Source organism: Pseudomonas rubra, from assembly GCF_028656935.1.
Lineage (GTDB): Bacteria > Pseudomonadota > Gammaproteobacteria > Pseudomonadales > Pseudomonadaceae > Aquipseudomonas > Aquipseudomonas rubra.
In genome coordinates, this window is the sequence record NZ_JAMDGZ010000056.1 from 1 (window position 1) to 23,281 (window position 23,281).

Here is a 23,281-nt window from a genome sequence, read left to right on the forward strand (position 1 = left end):
GAGCGGGCTTGGCCCGCGATGAGTCTTGCTGCTACATCCACCCCAGCCACTGCCACCAGGTAGCGGCAAACACCAGCATCAACCCGTAGCCGATCAAGGTCACCATGATCCCCACCCGGGCAAACTGTCTGGCGCTGAAGGTTTCGGTGCCCAGGCACACCATGTTCTGTGGCGCGTTGATCGGCAGGATAAAGCCGTAACTGACGACAAAACCCAGGGCCATGGTCATGCCCAGGCGGCTGAAGTCTCCCGGCAAGGTCTGCAGCACGGCGATCAGTATCGGCAGCAGCGCCGAGGTCAGCGCGGTGGCGCTGGCAAACCCCAGGTGGATCAGGATCAAAAATGCCGCCAGGATCGCGAACACCCCCAGGGTACCCAGTTGATCCAGCCCGGTATGCGCCACCACTTGCGCACCCAGCCATTGCCCGGCCTGGGTCGTCAGCAAGGTAGTGCCCAAGCTGATCCCGACCCCGAAGACAATCACCGTGCCCCACGGAATGCGCGCCTGCACGTCTTTCCAGGTCATAACGCCAAAGCGTGGCAACAACAGGAACACCAGGCCCGCATAGGTGGTCGTGGTGGTGTCGAAGTGATGTAGCTTGCCCTCGGTGGCCCAGGCCAGCAGCAACAACAGTGACACGCCGAGCAGGCGTTTCTGCGCAGAGGTCATCGGCCCGAGCTCGGCCAGGGTCTTGCTCACCGCTGCCTTGCCGCCAGGGATCGCATCGCTTTCAGGCGGCAGCATTTTCAGCACCAGCACGATCAACACCACCGACATGATCAGCGCCCAAGGCGCGCCGGCGATCAGCCAGTCGATCCATGACACCCGCGCGCCGAGCATCTTGTCCATGAAGCCAACAGTCAGCAGGTTTTGCGCTGCGGCGGTCTGGATGCCTATGTTCCAGATACTGGTGCCCTGGGCAACGATGATCATGATCCCGGCGGCGATGTTCGAGCGCTTGTCGACGCCAAAAGCGGCGATCACACCCATCATGATCGGCACCACACAGGCACTGCGGGCGGTGGCACTGGGCACCACCATGCTGAGCAACACGGTCACCGCCACCGCCCCGATAAGTATGCGCCGAGTGCTGACGCCGATGCTCGCCAGCGTCACCAGGGCGATGCGCCGGTCAAGGCCGGTGTGGGTCATGGCCGCGGCAATGAACAAAGCACCCACCACCAGGGCCAGGGCACTGTTGGAGAAGCCGGTCAGGGCCAGGGTAATGGCCGCCGACGAGCCATACGTCAGTGACGGGTCGGCCACGGTCGGTGCCGTGCCGAGCAAAAAGGCCATCAATGTGGTGATCATGATTGCACTGGCTTCGTACGACACCGCCTCGGTAATCCACACCACCACGGCAAAGGCAAGAATGGCCAACACCCGGTGACCGGCCACCGGCAAGTCGGCGGGCATCGGCAGCAGCAACACCCCGACCAGAGCCGCGATACCAACCAGCAGACCAATAGGCACGCGGGTTCTGGCGGTTTGAGAAGTAGGCACATTGGCCGGCGAATTCATGGGTAACTCCCTGCAGAACATGTTTTGCCATGATCGTGCAGATCGCCCCGGGCTGGACTGATACGTATCAATGGGGTGAATTCTGGGCATTGTCGGACAATATGTAGTGCGATAAAAAAATCACTACAAAACCTGTTGACGCCGTTCGTCGCCCCTTGCATGATGAGGTCGTCTCCCCGATCGGGGGTACTGGCAAGGGTGTTCCAGGCAGCTCGACAGATCCATGAGTTGCGTGCGGATGGGTACTGCCCAAAAGGCAGCGTGTAGAAGCCCCCAGTTGTGACGCTGCTGTAGCAGCTTTCATTTAACGCTACATGTTATGCGCCAAGTGCGAACAAACAACGAATGGTCAAGGGGGCTTTATGATGAATCTGAACAATCAACCAACTGTTGATGAACTGGCCCGGCTGTTCGCCGCGCGCAAGGACACACTCGACAGCCACATTCTCTGGGTTTGCGCATCGGGCGAAGTGCGCCTGGACAGCCTGGAAACCATGACCGACGAAGCCCAGTTCGAGGAACGCAACCCGAACATGCGTGCCCGCCTGAAGATGTACCGGCGCGGCCAGGGCTACGTTGGCAAGAAAGCCGCCGCCGACAAGCAATACGTCGGGCGAGTCCTGCAGACCCTGCAAAGCGAATGGGCTGCGCTGCAGCATACGCCAGGTGTCGCGGTCATCGACCGCCTCTGCTAAGAGTCGCTGGGGTGCTGCACGGCCCCAGCCACGCTTGAGCCCAATCCCTGCGGATTGGGCTTTTTTATTTGCCCCGCGAACTGGCTAGAATGACGCTTTTGCCTGAAGAGCCCGCTTATGACCCAGCCTGCTTTCGGAACTGCTGATGCGTCCTACCAGGCCGCCGGAGGCATCGACGGCCTGCGCCGCCTGGCCGCTGACTTCTACCGTTTGATGGACGAGAACCCCGAGGCATCGGTCGTGCGCCAGATGCACCCGCAAGACCTGGAAGCTTCGCAGGACAAACTGGCCTGCTTTCTCAGTGGCTGGCTCGGTGGCCCGCGATTGTTCAGTGAGCGCTACGGCTCGATCGCCATCCCGGCCTTCCATAGCCAATGGCCGATCGATGAACACCATAGCGCTATCTGGTTGAGCTGCATGGAGCAGGCCATCGCCCTGCAGGACTATTCCGACGAATTCGCCGACTACCTGCTGCGCCAGCTACGCGTGCCGGCCCAGCGCATCGTCCAGGCCAGCCGCGCCCGTCACCCTCAGGCCTGACGGCGCAGCGGTAACTGGGTCAACGGCAGCGCGCCAGTGGCCAAGGCCCTGGCACGGTCGACACCCCAAACCATGGCGCGGGTCATGGTTTCGCCGGGGCGATTGGCGTAGTACTCCTCGACCATGGCCTTGCCCTGGCATGCATACACGCCAAGGAACAACTGCGTGGCACCGGTGCGCGATAACCTCACCTGCACGTCGATGCTGGTGCCGTCACTGAGCTGTTCATCATGGCTGCGGCTATGCAATTGCAGGTCCGCCCAGGCCCAGTAAGTCTCTTCCCTGATACGCATCGAATGGCTCCTGTATGAATGGCGGCACTAGTAAGGCATACAACCTGGCATCCGGCGAGTGCGAGCCACGCAACCTTTGCCCGAGGTCAAGCAATGCAAAAAAAACCCCGCCGTTGGGCGGGGTGGTGGACGATTCGTTTACTTCTTCGCGGGCAAGCGTGGCGTGAACTTGCCCTTCTTGCTGCGTTGCAACGCGTTCAGACGAACCTGCGCGTCATCCAGGGTCATGTTGGCAAAGCCCAGGCGGACACCGCTCTGGCCACAGCGCACCTGACTGTTGATTGGAAATTCGTCGCCATGGTCCTCGATATAGGATTCAAACATGCCCCAGTCTCCCTCAGACGGCGGACCCGTACCGGCAAACAGATAGTTGCCCAGAAAAGTACTGACCCCAGTGATTCTGAGACTAGCCGGTCATTTGTGGACCGCACGGCCGAAAACAAAAAAGCCCGACCAATGGCCGGGCTATTTTGTCGCACCCCAGGTGCTTACTTGAGCTTTACCGCGGTGCCGGTGACGAACACCACCACCATGCCGCCACGGGCCGACGGCATGCTGATTTCATAGTCCAACCCCACCACTGCATCGGCCTGCAGACTGCGCGCGCGGGCGCGAATTTCGTCGGTGGCCTGGATGCGCGCTTCTTTCAAGGCGCTTTCCAGGGTTTGCGAACGGCCACCGAAAAAGTCGCGAAAGCTTGCAAAAATATCGCGAACCACGTTGATGCCCTGGACCGACTCGGCGCTGACCACATCCAGATAGGCGGCGATTTCCCGACCTTCGATGGTCCCGGTAGTGGTAATGATCATGCTGCTCTCCTTCGGCCTTGCCTGTCAGCCGCCCGCTACATCAATGAGCAGGCGGAAAAAAGACGCGATAGTAGCAAAACTGTTGATGAGCGCGCCGGCTATTTATCCAAGCAATTAATTGTGTATTGATACTGCAGCACCTAGACTTTGCGCCATTCAAAGCCTGACTGCGAAGGAGCCGCGCATGAACACTGCCCACACCCCTGCCCCCGCGTCCTGGGCCCAATTGCTGCACGGGCGCAACGCCCTGCGCTCGATCGCCCTGGCTGGGGGCGTGGCCTTGCATGCAATCAACGTCTATATCGTCACCACCATTTTGCCCACTGTGATCGCCGACATTGGCGGCCTGGCGTTCTATGCCTGGAGTACCACCCTGTTCGTGGCCACCTCGATCGTCGGTTCGACCCTGTCGGCACAGCTGATCGAACGACTGGGTGCGCGCGCAGCCTTCCTTTTGGCGCTGGCGATTTTCACCCTGGGTTCGGTGATCTGCGCTGCGGCACCGAGCATGCCGGTACTGCTGATCGGCCGCAGTGTCCAGGGCCTGGGGGGCGGTATCCTGTTTGCCCTGAGCTATGCCCTGATCCGCCTGGTGTTCGACGAACGCCTGTGGCCGCGGGCCATGGCCCTGGTGTCCGGCATGTGGGGCGTGGCCACCCTGTGCGGGCCAGCGGTGGGTGGCATCTTTGCCCAGGGTGGTCATTGGCGCTGGGCATTCTGGTCGCTGCTGCCGGTGGCGGCGCTGTTGGCGTTGATCGTCATCACCCAGTTGAACAACAAGCCCGCTGCACGCGCCGAGTCTCGTCCACCCTATGGCCTGATTGCCTGCCTGGTGGCCTCGGTACTGGCGATTTCCGCCGCCAGCCTGTCGACGCAACTGCTCTGGAATCTGTTGGGCATCGGTGCCGGGCTGGCCATCGCCGTGCTGATCGCCCGCCTCGACCACACCCCCGGACGGCGCCTACTGCCAACCGGCGCCTACGCTCTGGGCACGCCGCTGGGCGCGCTGTACGCAGTGATGTGCTTGCTGATCGCAGCGATCACCACGGAAATTTTCGTGCCCTACTTCCTCCAGGAGATTCACGGCCTGAGCCCGCTTGCTGCCGGCTACATGACCGCGTCCATGGCCGCCGGCTGGACCGTCGCCGCGCTGTTCAGTGCCAGCCGCACCGGCGCTGCGGCCGAGCGCATGATCCGCTTTGGCCCCGCGGTGATTTTCGTTGCCCTGCTGGCACTGGCGTTGATGACCGCGCAACAGTCATGGCTGGCCCAGGTCCCGGGGCTTGCGCTGTACTGCCTGGCCCTGGCCGGGGTTGGCCTGGGCATTGGCCTGGGCTGGCCGCATTTGCTGACCCGGGTGCTCAGTGCCGCGCGCCCGGGCGAAGAGAACCTTGCCTCGGCATCAATCACCACCGTGCAGTTGTACGCCACCGCACTAGCCGCGGCGCTCGCCGGGCTGGTCAGCAACAGTGCCGGGTTGGTCGAACCCGGTGGTATCGCAGGAGCCCAGCAGGCAGCAAGCTGGTTGTTCGGGGTGTTTGCCGTGGCGCCGCTGCTGGCTATGCTGTTGACCTGGCGCATTACCCGCAGCCCGGCCCAGGCCCTGGCCTGAAGAGTTGAGCCCCCGTCCCAAGCAAGGAGCAGCCTATGAACGAAGCGAAGCAGGTGTACGAGCGCATCAGCGAACAGTTCGAAGATTTCACCTGCCACGCCAGCCAGCGCAGTATCGAGGTCGACACGTTTCGCTATATGGTCGGCAACGTACAGGGCCTGGAGATTCTCGACCTGGCCTGCGGTCACGGCTTTTTCAGCCGCCACCTCAAGGATTGGGGCGCCGCCCATGTACGCGGCGTGGACATCTCGCCGAGCATGATCTACCAGGCCCGTCAGGCCAATGACGGCATCGCCTACGAAGTACGCGACGTAATGAAAATGGGCCGTATCGGCATCTACGACAAGGTCACCGCCGCCTGGTTGTTCAACTATGCCAGCAGTGTCGAGGATCTGCAGCGGATGTTCAGCACGGTCGCGCAGAACCTCAAGCCCGGTGGCCAACTGGTGGCCTACACCGCCAACCCGGCGTTCGACCTGAGCAAGGGCAATTTCACCCGCTACGGCATCAGCGTGCAGAATGAAAGCGTCGTGAACGGCGGCTATCGCTGCAAGGCGCAGTTCATGTCCACGCCACCGGCCGACTTCATCTACTACCGCTGGCGTCGGGATGTGTACGAAGACGCAGCCAAAGCGGCAGGTTTCAGTGACTGGCGCTGGATCGCCCCGTTGATCAGCAAGCAACGCAAGGAAGCCCGTGAGCCGGGCTACTGGGATGGGTTTGAAAGCAACAGCCTGCAGATCGGCCTGATCTGCAGGAAGTGAAAGGCCTCGGCCGGGCCCCGATCACTCAGGGCCCGGCCGCACGCTAGCCTAGTTGCGCACCAGCGCCAGCAGGTACATGGCGTCGCCATGCTGGCGTTCGATCACCACCAGTTCCTGCCAGGTAAAGCCATAGCCTTCGAGGGTGTCGCGGATGCCCTGCTCGGTGAAGAAGTAGCCCTGGCGCTGGTTGTCCATCTCGCGCCAGCCCGGCACCCAATTGCTACTGTCCACACCAAACACGTTCAGGGCAATCAGGCCGTCCTGGCGTACATGGCTGCGCATGTGCGCAAGGTAGGCCTCCCACTCATCAGGGTGCTGATGGTGGAAGCAACCGTTGTCGAGTACCGCGTCGAACTGCCGGCCACCCTCGCCTTGCCAGTCCTGCAACGCACTGTTGACCAGCTCCAGCCGATCGCCCCAGCGCTTGCGCAACAGCGGCCAGCTGGAGTTCTCGACGATGTCCAGGCCGGTAACCCGGTGCCCGGCCTGGATAAACTCCGAGGCATCGCGGCCACGGCCGACGCCAACATCGAGAATGCGCTGATCGGGCCTGGTGCCAAGGGCTGCGAGAAAGACCCGCGCCGCCCGGGCCATGCCGATGTCCCACGACCACTCGTCTTCGCCGTGGCTATAACGGTGCACGAACGAGGTATCGAGGGCCTTGCGGTAGGCCGACGGCTCCATGAAATCCTCTGACTGCTTGCTCATTGACCGATCTCCTCGCCTTCAGGAGGCACGCCGGGCGGCGATGCCATAGATGTTGCCGTCGTAGGAGCTGGCCAGGAAATCGTGCTGCTGACCGCTGTGAGTGATGCAGGAAATACCCGCGGCAGTAGGCCGTTGCAGCGGCTGCCAGCTGCGCGTGGCCAGGTCGAACAGCGCCACGGTGCCGTTGTAGGCGGCGGTGGCGATGATCGCGCCATCGGCCGAAGCGCCGATGCACTTGATCGAGTGCTGGTGCGGCGAGTCGTAAACCTCATCACCGCCGTCCAGCCACAAGCGCAGCTTGAGGTCTCGACCGATGCTGGCAAAGCCGCCGTCGATCTGGCAGCAACCGTTGGAAATACGCGAATGGGCATTGTCGATGTGCCGCGCGCAACTGAAGTCGTCAATACGATGCAAGGCAGCATCGGCCGAGGCGCAGACGCTGAACAGGTAGCGGTCGTTGGCGGCAACGCCCTTGATGGCGTTGTCGTGCATGGCGATAGAAGCCACCAGCTTCAGGCCGGCGCGACCGTCCAGGATAAACACCAGGCCTTCGCCGGTGTAGGTGCCGATCAGCGCGTGGGGCACGCCGTTTTTCTCAAAGGTGGCGCCGCAGTTGAGTGGCGAGCGGTGCTGATACAACAGCTCCCCGCTCAGGGCATCGAACACCTGGCCCATCTGCCCGCCGGTCAGCAGCAGCGGCCCGAACGGCAAGAGGAAGTTGCACAGGCTGCCGACCCCGGTCAGCGGCTGGTTGTCGCGAAACAGCAAACCGGCATCGCCGATGCTGTATTGCTGTCCCTGGGCGCTGACCACGGCATTGATGCTGACTGCGGGCTGGATACCGTCGATGCTCCACTGGTCACGCTCGTAGTTCCAGGTGGCATAGCGCGAACCGAAGGTGGCGAATACCAGCTCCTGCTCACCGACAAAGGCGCAGCTGCGTGGCCAGATGATGCTCGGCAACGCCGTGCTGCGCAGCTTGCTCAGGTTGTGCTGCTCATCCAGGCGCCAGAGGATCGCCGAGCGATCGTAGCTCAGGGTCACCAGCAATTGCTTGTCGTCGTTCCAGACGATGCGCTTGATCCCCGCATCATGAGCGGCAATGCTGCGCACCTGGCCCTGGCCGATGATCGAGATGCGTCCTTCGTCATCACCGGCGAAGACCACGCCGTTGCGGGTGATGGCGATGGTGTCGGTCTCGACGCCGCCGATATCCACTTCGTCGCACTGGGCCAGGCTGGCGGTGTCCCACTGGCGCACGGTGCCGTCGTCGCTGCTGGAGATCAGGCGCTTGCCGTCCGGCGACCAGACCACAGAAATCACGTCGGCCTGGTGGCCATGAAAGCTGCCCTTGAGGTTGCCGTTCAAATCGAAAATGCGCAGCACGTGGTCACGCGAACAAGTGGCGACCTGGGTACCGTCGGGTGAGAACACGGCCATTTCAACGTCGTCCTGGTGGCCGGACAGCACCGCTTTCAGGCGCATGCTCGGCACTTCCCAGATCCGCGCGGTGTAGTCGCTGCTGGCGCTGACCAGGTGTTTGCCGTCGGCACTGAACGCGCATTGGTTGGCCAGGTGATCATGGTGTACGCGGTGAATCGGCAGACCGGTACGGGCATTCCACAGAATCACCTGATTATCGTAGCCGGCGGTGGCAACGAACTCTGCTGCATGGGCGGCAATGCCGCTGATGGGGCCTATGTGTTTCATCGAAAAATCCTTTTTTCTTCAGAGAACAATCAGAGCTTGATCGAGTGGCTGGACTTGGCCACCTTCGACAGCAGGTAGTTGCGGTTGTGCTGGGTGAGGAACACGCCGGTCGGCACCTGGTCGAGCACCTCGATGCCGCCATCGCGAAGCTGGCTGACCTTGTCGGGGTTGTTGGTCAGCAGGCGGCAGCGGTGCACGTTCAGGGCCTTGAGCATCTGCGCGGCAGGGCTGAAGCTGCGCGAATCGGCTGGGTGGTTGAGCTCAAGGTTGGCCTCGTAGGTGTCCAGGCCACGGTCTTGCAGCAGGTAGGTTTCGAACTTGGAATAGAGCCCGATACCGCGACCTTCCTGGCGCAGGTAGATCAGGTAGCCACCCTGCACGTTCAGGGTGTTCAACGCCTCCTGCAACTGCGGGCCGCAGTCACAGCGCTGGGAGCCGAACACATCGCCGGTGATGCATTCCGAATGCACCCGTACCAGGGGCACCTCGACCTTGTCCAGGTTGATGCCGACGGCAAAGTGCTCGTTGTGTTTGTCAAAGCCCTTGAAGCCGAAAAAATGGGCGTCTACCGAGCCACCGAGGATCGAGATCGGCACCTTGGTATGCAGCGAAACGTCGTTGTTCATGATCAAACCTCGCACGATTGACAGGTACTTGCGTTGTTGTTTTCTACCAGGCGAAAGCCCATGACATAGATCGGTCTCGGGTAACGCCCATGTCGCCGAGGGTTGCGCGCCAGGTCGCGAAAACGCGTGAAGCTGCCACCACGGGCGATACGGTGACGACCGACATCCTGTACCAGGTCGTCATTGATCTGCGGGCCGCCGGGGTACGGTTGATAGTCATCGGCGACGTACTCCTCGACATTGCCGGCCATATCTAACACACCGAACGGCGAGGCACCCTGGGGAAAAACTCCCACTGGAGTGCTGTCCAGATAACCCAGCTCGATGGTGTTGGCGTACTCGGCAACGAAGCTTTCGCCCCAGGGAAACTGCAGGCGCTGGAGACCGGCGGCGGCATGTTCCCACTGGGCCTCGGTAGGCAGGGCGAAACGCCGGCCGGTGCGCCGGCTCAGCCACTGCGCGTAGGCATCGGCATCGCTGTCGCTGACGCTGTACACCGGGTGGTTGGCGCGCTGCTGCGGATAGCGGCCAAAAGCCCAGCTGCTGGGCAGCGCGGGGTGGCCGCTGTCGAGCAGGAATTCGCGGTATTCACTGTTGGTCACGGCAAAGCGGGCGATGCGGTAGCTGTCCAGGTGCACGCTGTGCAGCGGGGTTTCCTTGTCGATCCAGCTACGGTCCAGGCCCAGGCCATCGAACTCATCGAGCACCTGGCTGACCCGCTCGGCGCTCAGGCCGATCTGCACCGTGGCTGCGGCGATGTCGATCATTTGCGGGTTGAACACATCGATGCGCGGGTCACCGCGCAAACCCAGCACCTCGCCTGCGGCGATGCGCCGGTACAGCGGCGCGCCAGCGCTTTGCAGCAGCGTCAGCAGTTGCTCGACAGGGGCATCGAGCAGCGAGCGGATTGCCTGCCCGACCTGCTCCACCAACGGGTACTCCAGGTAATGTTCCGGGTAACCCATCAGCACCCGGTCCGTTACGTCTTTTGGCAGCGGGCTGGGTAGCCGCGGCCAATGCCGATCCTTGAGACTGTTCATCCTTGCACCTTGTTTTGAGTAACGACACCCACGGCGTGGCCGAACCCGGTTCGGCCCACGACGCAGTACCCAGGGCTAGCCTCAGAGCTGGTCGAGCAGCAGTCGGCGGTTGGTTTCGATCATCTCGATTTCCGCGCTGTAGACTTCCACCACCAGGCCATCGGGGTCTTCAAAGTACACGGCGCTGCGCACGTTGTCCGGGCCATGGTGATAGCCTGGCGCCGGGCCATTACCCTTCACCAGCGTGATCGTGCCATTGGCGCTGACCCGCTCGGCAATGCGCTTGACGTCTTCGGGCAAGGCGCGAATGCCGATGTGATAACCCGGCGGGTAGCTGAACTCGGCGCTCTGCTCAATGAAAAAATCAAAACCATTGAGCTCCATCACCACTTTGCGCGGACCAAGGTTGTAACAATATCGCGCGCCGAAGATGTCACGGTAGAAGGCTTGGGACACCTCCAGGTCGCGGGCCAGGATGTTGATGTGATTGAGCTGCGGTTGCTGGCGGGCCAGCGCGGCGGCGTCGATTGACACACCTTCCAGGGCACGCCACATCTTCACTGCGGCGGTAAATTTCGAGTACCCCGCCAGCCAGGCTTTGAGCGAGGCACTTGGCTGCGCCTTGTCCAGCGGGCTCAGGCCATAGGGGTAGATGAAACAGGCCGCAGCCTGCAGCAAATGCTGGGTGATGTCCTGCACGGGGGTTTCCCTGCCCTGACCATCGGCCAGACGCACCAGAGTCACCGCCGTGTTGCGATACAGGCGCTCGGCGCCTTTGAGCTGGGCCGCCAGGGCCGCTTGCTGATCGCCTGACAACAGTACGATCAAGCCATCGGCCTCGCCTTGACGGGCCAGTTGCGCGGTGGCGTGGAGCTCGAAGCCAGCAGCGCTGGCCACCTGGCCCAGTTCACCGATCAGGGTCAGGGCATGGGCGTCCGGGTTGGCCGCATGCAACACAGTGAACTTGAGCATCAGTTGACCCTCCGCCCAACCAGCAAGGTGTAGCGGCCAATCGGCTCTTGCTCCACGCTCAGGCCCTGGTCCTGCATCTGCTGGGCCAGCCAGCGGGTCGGGTGCAGCTCACCGTTCACCGTGTTGACCATCATGTGCAGGGAGAAATCCGCCGACAGCGCCGGGTGAATCTCGTCATCATCCAGGGTCATGCTGAGGATCAACAACGCGCCACCGGCCTCCAGCAACTGGCTGGCGCCCTTGACCAGCGCGGTGGTCTGCTCGCGGGTGAAATAGTGCAGGCAGTCATTGAGCATCACCACATCGGCGCGCTCGTCCTGGTAACGGGCCAGGTCCAGCAGGTTGCGCTCCTTGAAGCTCACACGCTGCTCGAGCTGGTACTTGCCGATGGTGCTCTGGGCGGCCTGGCGGGTAGCGTCCAGGTCCCAGATTTCGCCCTGGACCTGTGGGTGACGGCGAGCGATCTCGGCGATGTAGGTGCCATGACCGCCGGCCAGGTCGATGACCTTGTGCGCATGGTCAAACACTGACAGCTCACGCAGAACATCGACCATTGGCTGGCTGAAACGAACCATGGCATCGTTAAAGGCATCTCGAGCCGCGACGTCATGCTTGAAGCGGTTTTCCTGCTGGAAGTTCAGCGACGCGGTGGTGCTGAGAATCTCGCCCAGGCGCGGCCAGTTCTGCCACTGCAGACGCTGGTGGGCAATGATCGGGCCGATGAATTCGGCGCTGCTGCTGACCAGAAAACGCTCGCTCAACGGTGGGTTGACGAAGCCCTGCTCGGTCTTTTGCAGCAGGCCCATGGCAACCAGGGCGTTGAGGAAAATCTTGCCCTTGTTGGCCACCCAACCCAGCGCCAGGCTGACGACCTCGGCCTTGACCGGCGTGCGGGTGTGATCGAAGACCTTGTGGGCGACTGCCGAATGAAGGATGGCCGACTGGCGATACTGGTCGGAGAGCTTCACCAGGTCGAACACACCGTTGAGGGTGTTGGCCTCTTCGGCGTGCTCATAGATGGTCACCGGTTTTTGCGCATTCATACACTCACTTCCCTGTTGAGTTTCATTCCATAAAACGCTTCAGGCCCCTGGCCTGCCCTGCACGCGTTTGCCCGCTGGCAGTGTTCACCGCCGCCACAGGCAAAACTAAGAAATGATCGTAGTCGCTACCGGGAAAAACACAAATTTGATCTTTTATATTTTTTTGAGCTTTAAACTTTGTAGTTGATGCCTTTTACAAATAACCATGGCAGTGCTAAAACTGCCTATGCTCACGCTCGTTACCTGCGCAAAGGATGGCGCCCAAGGTCGACCGATAACGCCTATTCCCATGGTAATGCTCACACGATGATTGCACCTGCCGCCGACGCCAGCTCCACCGCCGACCGCATCCTGTTCTTGCTCAAGACCCGTGGCGCGCTGAAAACCACTGACCTTGCCAACCTGCTCGACATCACCTTCGAGGCCGCCCGCCAGCAGATCCAGAAACTGCAGGCCAGCGAGCTGATCACCGGCATCAGCGCCCCGGGCAAGGGCGCCGGCCGCCCTTCGCAGAAGTGGACCCTGACCGAGGCGGCCCAGCGCCGCTTCCCCGACGCCCACAGCGTGCTGACCCTGCAACTGATCGAGACCGTCGAACAGGTGTTCGGCCACGCCGGCGTCGACCAGCTCATCACCCGCATGGAAATCGCCAACCGCAGCGAATACCAGCAGGCCTGCAGCCAGGCCGAATCGGTGGAGGACAAGCTGCGGATACTGGTGCAATTGCGCGAGCGGGCAGGCTACATGGCGGAAATGGTCAAGCACGACAACGGCTGGCTGTTCATCGAAAACCACTGCCCGATCTGCGTGGCAGCCAGCCGCTGCCAGGGCTTCTGCCGTTCGGAGTTGCACATTTTCCAGTCGGTGTTTGGTGAGCAGGCGCTTGTCGAGCGCTGCGAACATCTGATATCAGGTGACCGTCGCTGCGTGTACCGGGTCTTGCCGAGGACGGCGCCCGCGCAGTAACCCCATAAGTCCTTAAGGAATGAGGCGCACATGAACCCGACCCTCGAGCTGCTCGCCAGCCACCGCAGCGAGCGCAGTTTTCACGACCGGCCGATCAGCGATCAGTTGCTCGATGCCATCCTTCGCGCCGCCCACCAGGCGCCCACCTCGTTCAACGCCCAGCATATTTCCGCCGTGGTAGTGCGCGACGCCGAGCGCCGCCGGCAGATTGCCGAGCTGGCGGGCGGGCAGCCATGGATCAGTGCGGCACCCGTGTTCATCACCCTGGTGGTGGACTTTCACAAAACCGCACTGGCCGCGCAACGCACTGGCGAGCAGCACTGTATTCACCAGCACCTGGAAGGCATGATTGCCGCCTGCACCGATGGCGGCATCATGCTCGCGACGCTGATGACCGCGGCGCGCTCGCTGGGCTTGGGTGTGGTGGCGGTGGGCGGAATCCGGGCCAATGCCAGCGGCATGATCGAACTGCTCGGTTTGCCGGAAAAATCCTTTGCCCTGTGCGGGGTGGCCCTGGGTTATGTACAGCAGCCAGCGCTGCAAAAGCCGCGCTTGCCCCTGGCTTCCTTTCGTCATGATGAGCGCTATGACGCCCAGGTGTTGCCGGCGGCGATCGAAGCCTACGATGCCACACTGATGGAACACTGGCAGATCGCCGGGCGGGTTGAGGGGCAAAGCTGGTCGAGCAGTGTCGGCCGTTGCTATGCACGCAACTATCGGCCGCAGCTCAAGGCGCAGTTGCTGGCCAATGGTTTGGCGGCGGACTGACAGACCTTATCGCGGGGCAAGCCCGCTCCCACTTGCCCCGCGATCAGCTGCTGCCCCACCCCAATGCCTTGTACAAGGCAATCGCATTGAGGAACGAAGCGGTCTCCGCCTGCGCCACTTCACGCTTGATCAAGAACAACGCCCGCTGGTTTTCCAGCACCGCCAGGTAGCTCCCGGCGCCGCGCCGATAACGCTTGGAGGCGATGTCGACGGCATCGGCGCCATGGGCCGCCGACTGCATCAGCGCGCCGAGGCGGGTCTGGTTGCGGGCCAGGCGGGTAACGGCGTTTTCCACTTCTTCGCGGGCCAACAGCAAAGACTGCTCATAGCGCGCCTGCGCCCCTTGGTTTTGCGCCTTGGCAGCACGCACACGGGCCTTGGCATTGCCCAGGCGAAACGCCGGCCAGGTCACCGTCGGCGCCAGTTCATAAGCCCGGGCGGCACTGCCCAGGTCGCCACTGCGCAGGGCAAAGAAGCCGATGAAACCACCCAGATCCAGACGCGGATACAGCTCGGCGGTGGCCACGCCAACGTCTTCGCTGCTGGCCGCCAGCAACCGCTCGGCACTGGCGACATCCGGACGGTTGTTGATCAGCGCATTGACATCACCCAAGGGCAACTGCCGCGCCAAGGGCGGCAAAAAGCGCGCGGGCGCCGAGGTTCCAGCCAGGCTCGGAGCCCGCCCGGTCAGCACGTCCAAGCGGTAACCGGCCTCCTCCACCGCCGCCTGCAACGGCGGCACCGCCGCCTCACTGAGCAGCAGGTTGGCCTGGGCGTTCTGCTCATCCTCGTACTGGCCGCTGCCGGCGCGCACCTGGGCGCGGGTGAGCTTCAAGGTTTCACGCCAGGCCTCAACCTCGGCCTGGGCCACCTCCAGGCTACGGCGCCCGCCCTGTTGCTGGTAATAGGCGCGGGCGACTTCGGCGGCAATGCTCAGGCGCATCTGCTCAAGGTCGGCCTGCGCCGCCTCGGTCCTGGCCTGGGCCGCCGCCGTCAAGCGTTGCAAGCGGCCAAACAGGTCGATCTCCCATTGCACGTCAAAGCCTGCACGGTAGCTGCGCGAGAACATGCGCTGCGGATCGCTGCCATCGGCCAGTTGCTGTTGCTCAAGGCTCTGGCTGAAGCCGGTGCGGGCGGTGACGCCCGGGTACTGGTCCAGGCGCCGGTCATCGAACAGCGCCCGCGCCGCCAGCAGGTTGGCCTGGGCCTGGCGGATGTCGTGGTTGTGCTCAAGCGCGGTGTCGACCAGGCGGTTTAACTGCGGATCATCGAAGAACGACCACCACTGCGCGGGCAACTGCCCTAGCTGGGTGAACTGCTGCTGTTGCGGCGTGCTCAGCGCCAGCGGCGCCGGCGTCGCTTTCTGGTAGTCGGGGCCGACCTTGCAGCCCGCCAGGGCCAGGCCCAGCAGCACTGCGATCAGGCTCAGAGAGTGTCCGTTCATGCTTCGCTCCTCAACGCATCGGCCAGGAAAACCGCCCGTGGCGTGCTCGCGGCCACCGAGTGTTTGCGCGCCAGCAGGCTGTACACCGTGGGCAACACGAACAGGGTGAACAAGGTGCCGATGAGCATGCCGCAGACGATCACCAGGCCCAGGCCGAAACGACTGTTGGCGCCAGCGCCCGAGGCGAACAGCAGCGGGATCAGGCCGACCACCATGGCCGCGGTGGTCATCAGGATCGGCCGCAAGCGGATCTGCGCCGCCTTGCTGATCGCCGCGGCGCGGTCGAGCTGTTCCTGCTCCTGCAGGGTGTTGGCGAACTCGACCATGAGAATGCCGTGCTTGCTGATCAGGCCGATCAGCGTCACCAGGCCGATCTGGGTGTAGATGTTCACCGTCGCATAACCCAGCGCCAACGGAATCAGCGCACCACTGATCGACAGCGGCACAGTGATGAGGATGATCAGCGGGTCGACCAGGCTTTCGTACTGCGCCGCCAGCACCAGGTAGATGACGATCACCGCCGCCAGGAAGGCCAGCATCAGGGCACTGCCCTCCTGGGTGTACTGGCGCGCATCGGACTGCCAGTCGTAGCTGAAACCAGCCGGCAACGACGCCGCCACCTCATCGAGAAACGCCACCGCATCGCCCAGCGTAACGCCGGCCGCCGGAATGCCCTGGAAGGTCGCGGCGTTCTGCTGGTTGAACTGGGTCAGCTTGTTCGGCTCGACCTGCTCGGACACCTGCACCACGGTCGACAGCGGCACCAGCGTGCCGTCTTCGCTGCGCACGTACTGGCGGGTCAGGGTCTGCGCGGTCAGGCGCTGGCTACGCGGGCTCTGGGCGATCACATCATAGGAGCGCCCTTGCAGGCCGAAGCGGTTCAGGTAGTTCTCGCCCACCAGCACCGCCAGCGACTCGCCGATGTCCTGCATGCGGATACCCATACTGTTGGCCTTGGCCCGATCGACCCGCACCTGGACCACCGGGTTGTTGTAGTCCAGGTCACTGTCGACCACGGTGAACAGGCCACTCTCTCGGGCCTTGCGCTTGATCTCTTCCATGGTCTGGTACAGCACCTGATAGTCCTGGGAACTGCGCAGCACCAGTTGCACCGGCAAGCCGCCGGTGGAGCCTGGCAAGGCCGGCAACTGGAACGCGAAGATGCTGGTGCCTTCGACATCGTTGACCGCCGCCTGCAGGTCGACCTGGATCTGCGAGGCGCTACGCTTGCGCTCGTCCCACAGCGACAGGTTGATACCGCCGATGCCCGAGGCCAGGCCATCGCTGCCGTTGATGATCCAGGTGCTGACGGTTTCCGGCAGGCGGTTGTAGACCTGGTCGAGCTTGTCGGCAAAGCGCTCGACGTAGTCAAGGTTGGCGTGCTGCGGCGCCTTGATTGCGGTGAGCAAGCCGGCCTGGTCTTCGGTCGGCGCCAGTTCGCGCTGGGGCAAGCCATACAGCCAGGGCAGGCTGAGCAACACCAGCAAGGCAAAACCTGCGCTCAGCCAGCGCCGTGCCAGGGAGAACTCCAAGGCCCGGTGGTAGCGCGTGGCCAGGGCATCGAAGAAGCGGTTGGCGGCATGAGCCATGCGCCCCTCGGACTGTTTGGACTGCAGCAGGAATGAGCTCATCACCGGCGACAGGGTCAGGGCCACCACGCCGGAGACCACCACCGCCCCGGCCAGCGTCAGGGCAAACTCACGAAACAGCGCCCCGGTGAGCCCGCCCATCATGCCGATCGGCGCGTATACCGCAGCCAGGGTGATGGTCATGGCGATCACCGGCCCGGCCACTTCCCGTGCACCCACCAGAGCAGCAGCCACCGGGCTCTTGCCCTCCTCGATGTGGCGGTGGACGTTCTCGACCACGACAATCGCATCGTCCACCACCAGGCCAACGGCCAGGACCATGGCCAGCAAGGTCAGCAGGTTGAGGCTGAAACCGAACATCAGCATCAGCGCCGCCGCCCCGAGCATCGACAGCGGAATGGTCACCACCGGAATCAATACGGTGCGCAGCGAACCCAGGCACAGGTAAATGACGATCACCACGATCAGCAGGGCTTCGAGCAGGGTCTTGCTCACCTCGTCGATCGACGCCTGGATAAAACGCGCGGTCTCGAAGGCAAGCTCGGCCTTGACGTCCGGCGGCAGGGTCTTGCGAATATCCGGCAGCACCTTGCGGATGCCGTCGACGATCACCAGCGGGTTGCCGCCCGGGGTCGGGAACAGGCCCAGGTGCACGGCGCGCACGCCGTCCATGGAGGCGCTGGTTTCAACTGAAGCTGCGCCCAACTCGACCGTACCGATGTCCTTGATACGCACCAGGCCGTTGCCATCGTTGCGGATCACCAGCTCGCGAAATTCGCCGACGCTGGTGAGGTCGGTGTTGACCCGGATGTTGGAGATCACAAACTGTCCTTTGATCTTGCCGGGCGCCGCCTGGTAGTTGTTGCGCCGCACTGCCTCGGCCACATCGGCCGCCGTCAGGCCACGTGCCGCCAGGCGCGCCGGGTCGATCCACAAGCGCATCGACAGGGTCTGGCCGCCGAACACCTGGACCTTGGCTACACCCTCGATGGTGGTCAGGATCGGCTCGACCACCCGCGCCAGGTAATCGGTCATCGCCGGGGTCGACAGGCTGTCACTGGCAAAACCGATGTAGGCCACCGCCGTCGACTCGCCGGACGAGCGTTCGATCACCGGGTCGTAGGCCTGCTCGGGCAGGCGAAAACGCACCTGGTTGACCTTGGCCATCACCTCGGTCAGGGCCTGGGTCGAGTCGCGGTTGAGTTCCATGCGCACGGTGACCAGGCTGCGGCCCTGGACCGAGGACGACGACAGGTAATCGATGCCTTCTACCGAAGAAACCGCCTGGGCGATCGGCTGGGTGACAAAGCCCTGCATCAGCTCCGCTGAGGCGCCGGGGTAGTCGGTGGTGACGCTGATGGTCGAGCTTTCCAGCATCGGGTACTGGCGGATCGGCAACTGGCGCAGGGAAAGAATGCCCAGCAGCAGAATGAGGATGCTGACCACCAGCGCCAGCACTGGCCGGCGCACGAACAGATCGGTGAATTTCATCTGGGAATCTCCAGGCAAGCAGTCAGAAGCCGGACAGTGCCGGGCGTTGCAGGGTGTCTTCGGTCGCTTCGACCGCCACCCCGTCACTGAGCTTGAGTTGCCCGGAAGTCACCACCTGATCGTCCTGCTGCAAGCCTTCGAGGATGATCACCCGGCCGTCCTGGCGCTCGCCGATCTTCACCGGCACCCGCTGCACCACCAGTGCCTGCTGTTGCTCGTCATGGTGGGCGAGGAACACCGTGTCGCCATAGGCGGTGTAGGTCACGGCGGTTTCCGGCACGCTGAGGATCTCGTTCACCTGCGGGTCGGCGACCTTGACGCTGGCGTACATGCCGGCCTTTAGCTGCGCGTCGGCATTGTCCAGGGTGGCTTGCACCTGCACCGTGCGCGAACGGTCGATCAGCGGGTCGATGGCGCTGATGCGCGCCTGGAAGGTCCGCTCGGGGTAGGCATCGAGCAGCACTTCGACCGGCTGACCGGGCTTGAGGTGAATGCTCAGTTGCTCATCCAGGGAGAAGTTCACATACAGGGTACGGGGGTCGATCAGGCTGACCAGCGCATCGCCAACCTTCAGGTACTGGCCCTCGTTGACCTTGCGAATCCCCAACACACCGTCGAACGGTGCACGGATGGTTTTCTGCGCAATCACCGCCTCGGTGTGCGCCAGCTCACCGCTGGCCATGTCGCGGGCGGCCAGGGCGTTGTCGAGTTGCTCCTGGGTCGCGGCGTTCTCGGCCAGCAGCTCGCGAACCCGGCGATGGTTGATCCGGGCGTTGTGCAATTGCGCCTGCAGACGGATGCGCTCGGCCTGTTCCGGGGCGTCGTTGAGGGTGATCAGCACATCGCCGCGGCGCACCTGCTGCCCGGAGACGAAGTTGATCCGCGTCCCCCGCCCGCCGATCTCGGCCGAAACCAGCACCTGGCGCGCCGCCTCAAGCTCGCCGACGCCTGCGAAAAAGCCGTTGGCCGGGCCACGCTGTACCGTGCCCAGTGCCACCTTGAGCAGCGTGCGCGCCGCTGGCGCCGATGCCTGTGCCGTGTGCGGTTGTTGCCAGAGCACCAGCAACGCGATTGCTGCGCCGACCAATACGGTACCGAGCGCAAGATTCTTCCTGTTCATCCACCACTCCCTGTGAACGTGGCCTCAGGCCCACTGCACGTTGAACACCACGAAGGCCAACAGGGCCCAGAGCACCAGCACCAGATGGGTCAGTTGCAAGCCTTCCTGACGAATCCAGTAACCAAACCACAACCCGCCCAGGAGCATGGCGAAGGTAAAGCCCAGGAACGCGCTCAAGGCCAGGTTCAGCCAGGGCCTGGCCAGCTCGGTGCTGTCAGTCAGCAGCAGGTAGCTGCCGATCAGCGCGGTGACGGCGGCCGCCACCTGCAACACCAGCACCAGCACCAGAGCAAAGCGGTGCAGCGCCGGGGCATGCAGGGCCCGGGACAGCAGCGGGATGTCGATGGCCGGCGCCTGGCGCAACGGCGCCATGGCCATGGTCGCGCCGACCGCACCGAGGGAGGCACGAAAGGCCTGGAGGTTGTTGAGTACTGCGATGCATAGCCAGAGGCTCAGGCCAATGGCCTGGACTGCCTGGAACAGCCAGAGGGAGGTCTGCAAATCCATTTGAACGTCCGTGATGGTTGAGCGCAATAACACAAGAAAGCACTTGGATATTAGAGCTGTGCCTTCCAATGCACAACCCACAAGACGCTAACCACCCTGCACCGCGCAAACATTGTCGGCGGTCATGCTTTGCCTTGATCGGCCGCGCGAGTCGGCAAAAGCCTACGCAGGCGCGGGCTGAAGACGTTGATCAACAGATCCTGCCGCAAACCAGCCGTTCCTGAAACAAACAGGCCGAGCCCCGTTGCCGGGGCTCGGCCTGTTTGTTTCTAAATTTCATAGCTTGGCGATCGACACCTCGGTGGATTTGACGAAGGCAATCACTTCGCTGCCAATGCGCAGTTCCAGCTCGTGTACCGAACGGGTGGTGATCACCGAAGTGACGATGCCGGCGGAAGTCTGCACATCGATTTCCGACACCACCGGGCCTTCGATGATCTCCTTGACCGTGCCTTTGAACTGATTGCGTACGTTGATCGCCTTGATGGTCATGTTGTGCGTCCTCATCCTGTGGTGCACTGCCGCGCAGTGCTTGAGGTGCAGAGTGCGCCGGCTCAAATAAAATTAAAAAGAATAAATATTCACGAATATAGAACTAAAAGAAATATAAAGTCAGGCATATCGAAAGACCTATAAGTTATTTATTTTCACTTTTTTAGATCATTTAGCATCGGTGCCACCCTCATAGAGCAAGTGAGCGCACCATTGCACAGCATCCCCTTGTCCCCTTGGCAAATCGCGCGGGAACTGACCACTGAATTTGCCCGCACAGCCGTCGAGCGCGACCGCCAAGGCGGCACCCCCAAGACCGAACGCGATGCCATACGCAGCAGCGGCCTGCTGGCCTTGAGCATCCCTCGCGACTTCGGTGGGCTGGGCGGCAGTTGGGCGCAAACCTTCGAGGTGGTGCGCGAATTTGCCCGGGTCGACAGCTCGCTGGCCCACGTGTTCGGCTTTCATCACCTGATGCTCGCCACCGTGCGCCTGTTCGCCACCCCGGCGCAGTGGCAACCCTGGTTCGAACTGACCGCGCGCAAGCGCTGGTTCTGGGGCAATGCCCTCAACCCGCTGGACACCCGCACGGTGGTCAAGGACCGCGGCGGCTTTCGCGAGTTTTCCGGGAAGAAAAGCTTCTGCTCCGGCGCCAGCGATTCGCAAATGCTCATCGCCTCGGCGGTGGATGAGAGCGCCGGCGGCAAGCTGTTGATCGCCGCCATTCCCAGCGCCCGCAGCGGCATTACCCTGCACAACGACTGGCACAACATGGGCCAGCGCCAGACCGACAGCGGCAGCGTCACCTTCGAGCGGGTGCGTGTGGAGGAAAGCGACCTGCTGCTCGACCCCGGCCCCTTGAGCACGCCATTCGCCTGCCTGCGCCCGCTGATCGCTCAGCTGCATTTTGCCAATATCTTCCTCGGCATTGCCGAAGGCGCCTTTGAAGAAGCCCGCCACTATGCCTTGCGCGAGTCGCGGCCGTGGTTCAAGTCAGCGGCCCAACAGAGCAGCGCCGACCCCTACGTGCTCAACCATTTCGGCGACTTCTGGGTACGCCTGCAGGGTGCGCGTTTACTGGTCGAGCAGGCCGCCGTCGAGCTGGACCAGGCCTGGGCCAAAGGCGCAGCGCTGAGCACCGAACAACGCGGGCGCCTGGCCGTGACCATCGCCACCGCCAAGGTCGCCGCCAGCCGCGATGGCCTGGAGATTTGCAGCAAGGTGTTTGAAGTCACCGGCGCCCGCGCCACCCAGGCCTCGGTGGGCCTGGACCGCCACTGGCGCAATTTGCGCACCCAGAGCCTGCACGACCCGCTCGACTACAAGCTGCACGAACTCGGTGAATGGGCCCTGCGCGGGCAATTGCCGACTCCGACCTTCTACTCATAGTGTGACCGCCATGCAATTGTTGACCCTGCCCCCCTCCCCGGCCCTGGCCACCTCGATCCGCGCCACCGCGCAAGTGTTCGAAGACCCCAAGTCGCGGGCCTTGCTGGCGCACCTGCAGCGGGTCGCGCCGAGTGAAGCCAGCGTGCTGATCATCGGCGAAACCGGCACCGGCAAGGAGCTGGTGGCCCGCCACATTCATAACCTCAGCGGCCGGCGCGACAAGCCGTTCGTGGCGGTCAACTGCGGCGCGTTTTCCGAATCATTGGTCGAGGCCGAACTGTTCGGCCACGAAAAAGGCGCATTCACTGGCGCCCTGAGCTCGAAGGCTGGCTGGTTTGAAGAAGCCAATGGCGGCACCCTGTTCCTCGACGAGATCGGCGACTTGCCGATGCCGATCCAGGTCAAGCTACTAAGGGTGTTGCAGGAGCGCGAAGTGGTGCGCCTGGGCTCGCGCAAGAGCATTGCCATCGACGTACGGGTGCTGGCTGCGACCAACGTGCAGTTGGAAAAAGCCATCAATGCCGGGCACTTTCGCGAAGACCTGTACTACCGCCTCGACGTGGTCAGCCTGGAGCTGGTGCCGCTGCGCGAACGCCCGGGCGACATCCTGCCGCTGACCCGCCACTTCATCCAGGCCTACAGCCAGCGCCTGGGCTATGGTGAGGTCAGCCTCAGCAGCGAGGCCGAAGCCAAGCTGCGCAGTTACGGCTGGCCGGGCAATATCCGCGAGCTGGAAAACGTCATCCACCACACCTTGCTGATCTGCCGCGACGGGGTGATCCGCCAGGAAGACCTGCGCCTGTCGAACATGCGCATCGAGCGTGCCGACGACAGCCCAAGCCTTGATGATTCGGCTGAAGGGCTGCTGGAGCGGGCCTTCCAGAAACTCTTCGAGCAGCCGGCGGGGGCCTTGCACGAAAAGGTCGAGGATGCGCTGTTGCGTGCGGCGTATCGCTTCAGCCACTACAACCAGGTGCACACGGCGAACTTGCTCGGCTTGAGCCGCAATGTCACCCGCACGCGGCTGATCAAGATGGGCGAGTTGGCGGTGAATCGCAGGCAGCCTGCTGGGAGTACCCAGGGGGAGCGGGTGTTGAATTTGTCCATCTAAAGCCTGGCAGGTGTAGGCCACAAGGTTTGTGGCGCCCTTGAGATCGAGCGCCGCCCGCGCGGCGCATCGC

At 62.9% G+C, this 23,281-nt stretch carries 23 protein-coding genes; 8 read left to right on the forward strand and 15 right to left on the reverse strand.

Going from position 1 to position 23,281, the window contains the following annotated elements:
• Window positions 1–31: 31 nt before the first annotated feature.
• Window positions 32–1,522, reverse strand: coding sequence for a DASS family sodium-coupled anion symporter (locus M5G17_RS23100; RefSeq protein WP_273895208.1), 1,491 nt, complete (start codon window positions 1,520–1,522; stop codon window positions 32–34).
• 362 nt (window positions 1,523–1,884) lie between these two features.
• On the opposite strand from M5G17_RS23100, the gene M5G17_RS23105 reads away from it, so the two are divergent.
• Window positions 1,885–2,217 (forward strand): hypothetical protein, encoded by a 333-nt coding sequence (locus M5G17_RS23105; RefSeq protein ID WP_130265183.1) that lies wholly within the window; start codon window positions 1,885–1,887, stop codon window positions 2,215–2,217.
• A gap of 117 nt (window positions 2,218–2,334) precedes the next feature.
• Window positions 2,335–2,757 carry a group II truncated hemoglobin gene (locus M5G17_RS23110; RefSeq protein ID WP_273895209.1) on the forward strand — a complete coding sequence of 141 codons (423 nt, stop codon included), beginning with the start codon at window positions 2,335–2,337 and terminating at the stop codon, window positions 2,755–2,757.
• On the opposite strand, the gene M5G17_RS23115 is transcribed toward M5G17_RS23110, so the two are convergent.
• The 3 genes from M5G17_RS23115 to M5G17_RS23125 all read right to left on the reverse strand — a co-directional run bounded on the left by M5G17_RS23115 (window position 2,748) and on the right by M5G17_RS23125 (window position 3,859).
• On the reverse strand, window positions 2,748–3,050 hold the full coding sequence (locus M5G17_RS23115) for a hypothetical protein (RefSeq protein ID WP_273895210.1): 303 nt from the start codon (window positions 3,048–3,050) through the stop codon (window positions 2,748–2,750). The two genes, M5G17_RS23110 and M5G17_RS23115, sit on opposite strands and share 10 nt — an antisense overlap.
• 138 nt (window positions 3,051–3,188) lie before the next feature.
• Window positions 3,189–3,374, reverse strand: coding sequence for a hypothetical protein (locus M5G17_RS23120; protein WP_273895211.1), 186 nt, complete (start codon window positions 3,372–3,374; stop codon window positions 3,189–3,191).
• A gap of 164 nt (window positions 3,375–3,538) precedes the next feature.
• A complete protein-coding gene (locus tag M5G17_RS23125; protein WP_115087469.1) occupies window positions 3,539–3,859 on the reverse strand; it encodes a YbjQ family protein in 321 nt (106 codons plus the stop codon).
• A 184-nt stretch (window positions 3,860–4,043) separates the two neighbouring features.
• Here M5G17_RS23125 and M5G17_RS23130 point away from each other — a divergent pair, with 184 nt between their 5' ends.
• On the forward strand, window positions 4,044–5,471 hold the full coding sequence (locus tag M5G17_RS23130) for an MFS transporter (protein WP_273895216.1): 1,428 nt from the start codon (window positions 4,044–4,046) through the stop codon (window positions 5,469–5,471).
• A gap of 35 nt (window positions 5,472–5,506) precedes the next feature.
• Window positions 5,507–6,235, forward strand: a complete 729-nt coding sequence (locus tag M5G17_RS23135; RefSeq protein ID WP_273895218.1) for a class I SAM-dependent methyltransferase — start codon at window positions 5,507–5,509, stop codon at window positions 6,233–6,235.
• A 48-nt stretch (window positions 6,236–6,283) separates the two neighbouring features.
• Here M5G17_RS23135 and M5G17_RS23140 read toward each other — a convergent pair whose 3' ends face one another.
• From M5G17_RS23140 to M5G17_RS23165, 6 genes are all read right to left on the reverse strand, one after another.
• Complete coding sequence (locus tag M5G17_RS23140; protein WP_273895220.1) at window positions 6,284–6,943, reverse strand: SAM-dependent methyltransferase; 660 nt, start codon at window positions 6,941–6,943, stop codon at window positions 6,284–6,286.
• An 18-nt stretch (window positions 6,944–6,961) separates the two neighbouring features.
• Window positions 6,962–8,653, reverse strand: coding sequence for a WD40 repeat domain-containing protein (locus M5G17_RS23145; protein ID WP_273895222.1), 1,692 nt, complete (start codon window positions 8,651–8,653; stop codon window positions 6,962–6,964).
• Between the two features lie 29 nt (window positions 8,654–8,682).
• Window positions 8,683–9,279: a GTP cyclohydrolase II RibA gene (gene ribA, locus M5G17_RS23150; RefSeq protein WP_273895223.1), complete on the reverse strand. Its 597-nt coding sequence runs from the start codon at window positions 9,277–9,279 to the stop codon at window positions 8,683–8,685.
• Between the two features lie 2 nt (window positions 9,280–9,281).
• Complete coding sequence (locus M5G17_RS23155) at window positions 9,282–10,319, reverse strand: formylglycine-generating enzyme family protein (RefSeq protein WP_273895225.1); 1,038 nt, start codon at window positions 10,317–10,319, stop codon at window positions 9,282–9,284.
• Between the two features lie 81 nt (window positions 10,320–10,400).
• Entirely contained in the window at window positions 10,401–11,291 is an 891-nt protein-coding gene (locus M5G17_RS23160; protein ID WP_273895226.1) for a VOC family protein, read from the reverse strand.
• Complete coding sequence (locus tag M5G17_RS23165) at window positions 11,291–12,334, reverse strand: methyltransferase (RefSeq protein WP_273895227.1); 1,044 nt, start codon at window positions 12,332–12,334, stop codon at window positions 11,291–11,293. The genes M5G17_RS23160 and M5G17_RS23165 overlap by 1 nt, the downstream gene beginning before the upstream one ends.
• Before the next feature lie 306 nt (window positions 12,335–12,640).
• Here M5G17_RS23165 and M5G17_RS23170 point away from each other — a divergent pair, with 306 nt between their 5' ends.
• Together M5G17_RS23170 and M5G17_RS23175 are read left to right on the forward strand one after the other, a co-directional pair.
• Complete coding sequence (locus tag M5G17_RS23170) at window positions 12,641–13,300, forward strand: helix-turn-helix transcriptional regulator (protein ID WP_273895228.1); 660 nt, start codon at window positions 12,641–12,643, stop codon at window positions 13,298–13,300.
• A 30-nt stretch (window positions 13,301–13,330) separates the two neighbouring features.
• Complete coding sequence (locus M5G17_RS23175; RefSeq protein ID WP_273895229.1) at window positions 13,331–14,068, forward strand: nitroreductase family protein; 738 nt, start codon at window positions 13,331–13,333, stop codon at window positions 14,066–14,068.
• A 43-nt stretch (window positions 14,069–14,111) separates the two neighbouring features.
• Here M5G17_RS23175 and M5G17_RS23180 read toward each other — a convergent pair whose 3' ends face one another.
• The 5 genes from M5G17_RS23180 to M5G17_RS23200 all read right to left on the reverse strand — a co-directional run bounded on the left by M5G17_RS23180 (window position 14,112) and on the right by M5G17_RS23200 (window position 20,711).
• Complete coding sequence (locus M5G17_RS23180; RefSeq protein WP_273895231.1) at window positions 14,112–15,512, reverse strand: efflux transporter outer membrane subunit; 1,401 nt, start codon at window positions 15,510–15,512, stop codon at window positions 14,112–14,114.
• A complete protein-coding gene (locus M5G17_RS23185) occupies window positions 15,509–18,592 on the reverse strand; it encodes a MexW/MexI family multidrug efflux RND transporter permease subunit (RefSeq protein ID WP_273895233.1) in 3,084 nt (1,027 codons plus the stop codon). The genes M5G17_RS23180 and M5G17_RS23185 overlap by 4 nt, the downstream gene beginning before the upstream one ends.
• A 22-nt stretch (window positions 18,593–18,614) precedes the next feature.
• Window positions 18,615–19,712, reverse strand: a complete 1,098-nt coding sequence (locus tag M5G17_RS23190) for an efflux RND transporter periplasmic adaptor subunit (protein ID WP_273895234.1) — start codon at window positions 19,710–19,712, stop codon at window positions 18,615–18,617.
• 24 nt (window positions 19,713–19,736) lie between these two features.
• Complete coding sequence (locus M5G17_RS23195) at window positions 19,737–20,219, reverse strand: DUF2165 family protein (RefSeq protein ID WP_273895235.1); 483 nt, start codon at window positions 20,217–20,219, stop codon at window positions 19,737–19,739.
• A 276-nt stretch (window positions 20,220–20,495) separates the two neighbouring features.
• A complete protein-coding gene (locus M5G17_RS23200; RefSeq protein WP_130265202.1) occupies window positions 20,496–20,711 on the reverse strand; it encodes a TOBE domain-containing protein in 216 nt (71 codons plus the stop codon).
• Window positions 20,712–20,912: 201 nt separating this feature from the next.
• Here M5G17_RS23200 and M5G17_RS23205 point away from each other — a divergent pair, with 201 nt between their 5' ends.
• On the forward strand, window positions 20,913–22,100 hold the full coding sequence (locus M5G17_RS23205; protein WP_273895236.1) for an acyl-CoA dehydrogenase family protein: 1,188 nt from the start codon (window positions 20,913–20,915) through the stop codon (window positions 22,098–22,100).
• 10 nt (window positions 22,101–22,110) lie between these two features.
• On the forward strand, window positions 22,111–23,211 hold the full coding sequence (locus M5G17_RS23210) for a sigma-54 interaction domain-containing protein (RefSeq protein ID WP_273895237.1): 1,101 nt from the start codon (window positions 22,111–22,113) through the stop codon (window positions 23,209–23,211).
• Window positions 23,212–23,281: the final 70 nt, after the last annotated feature.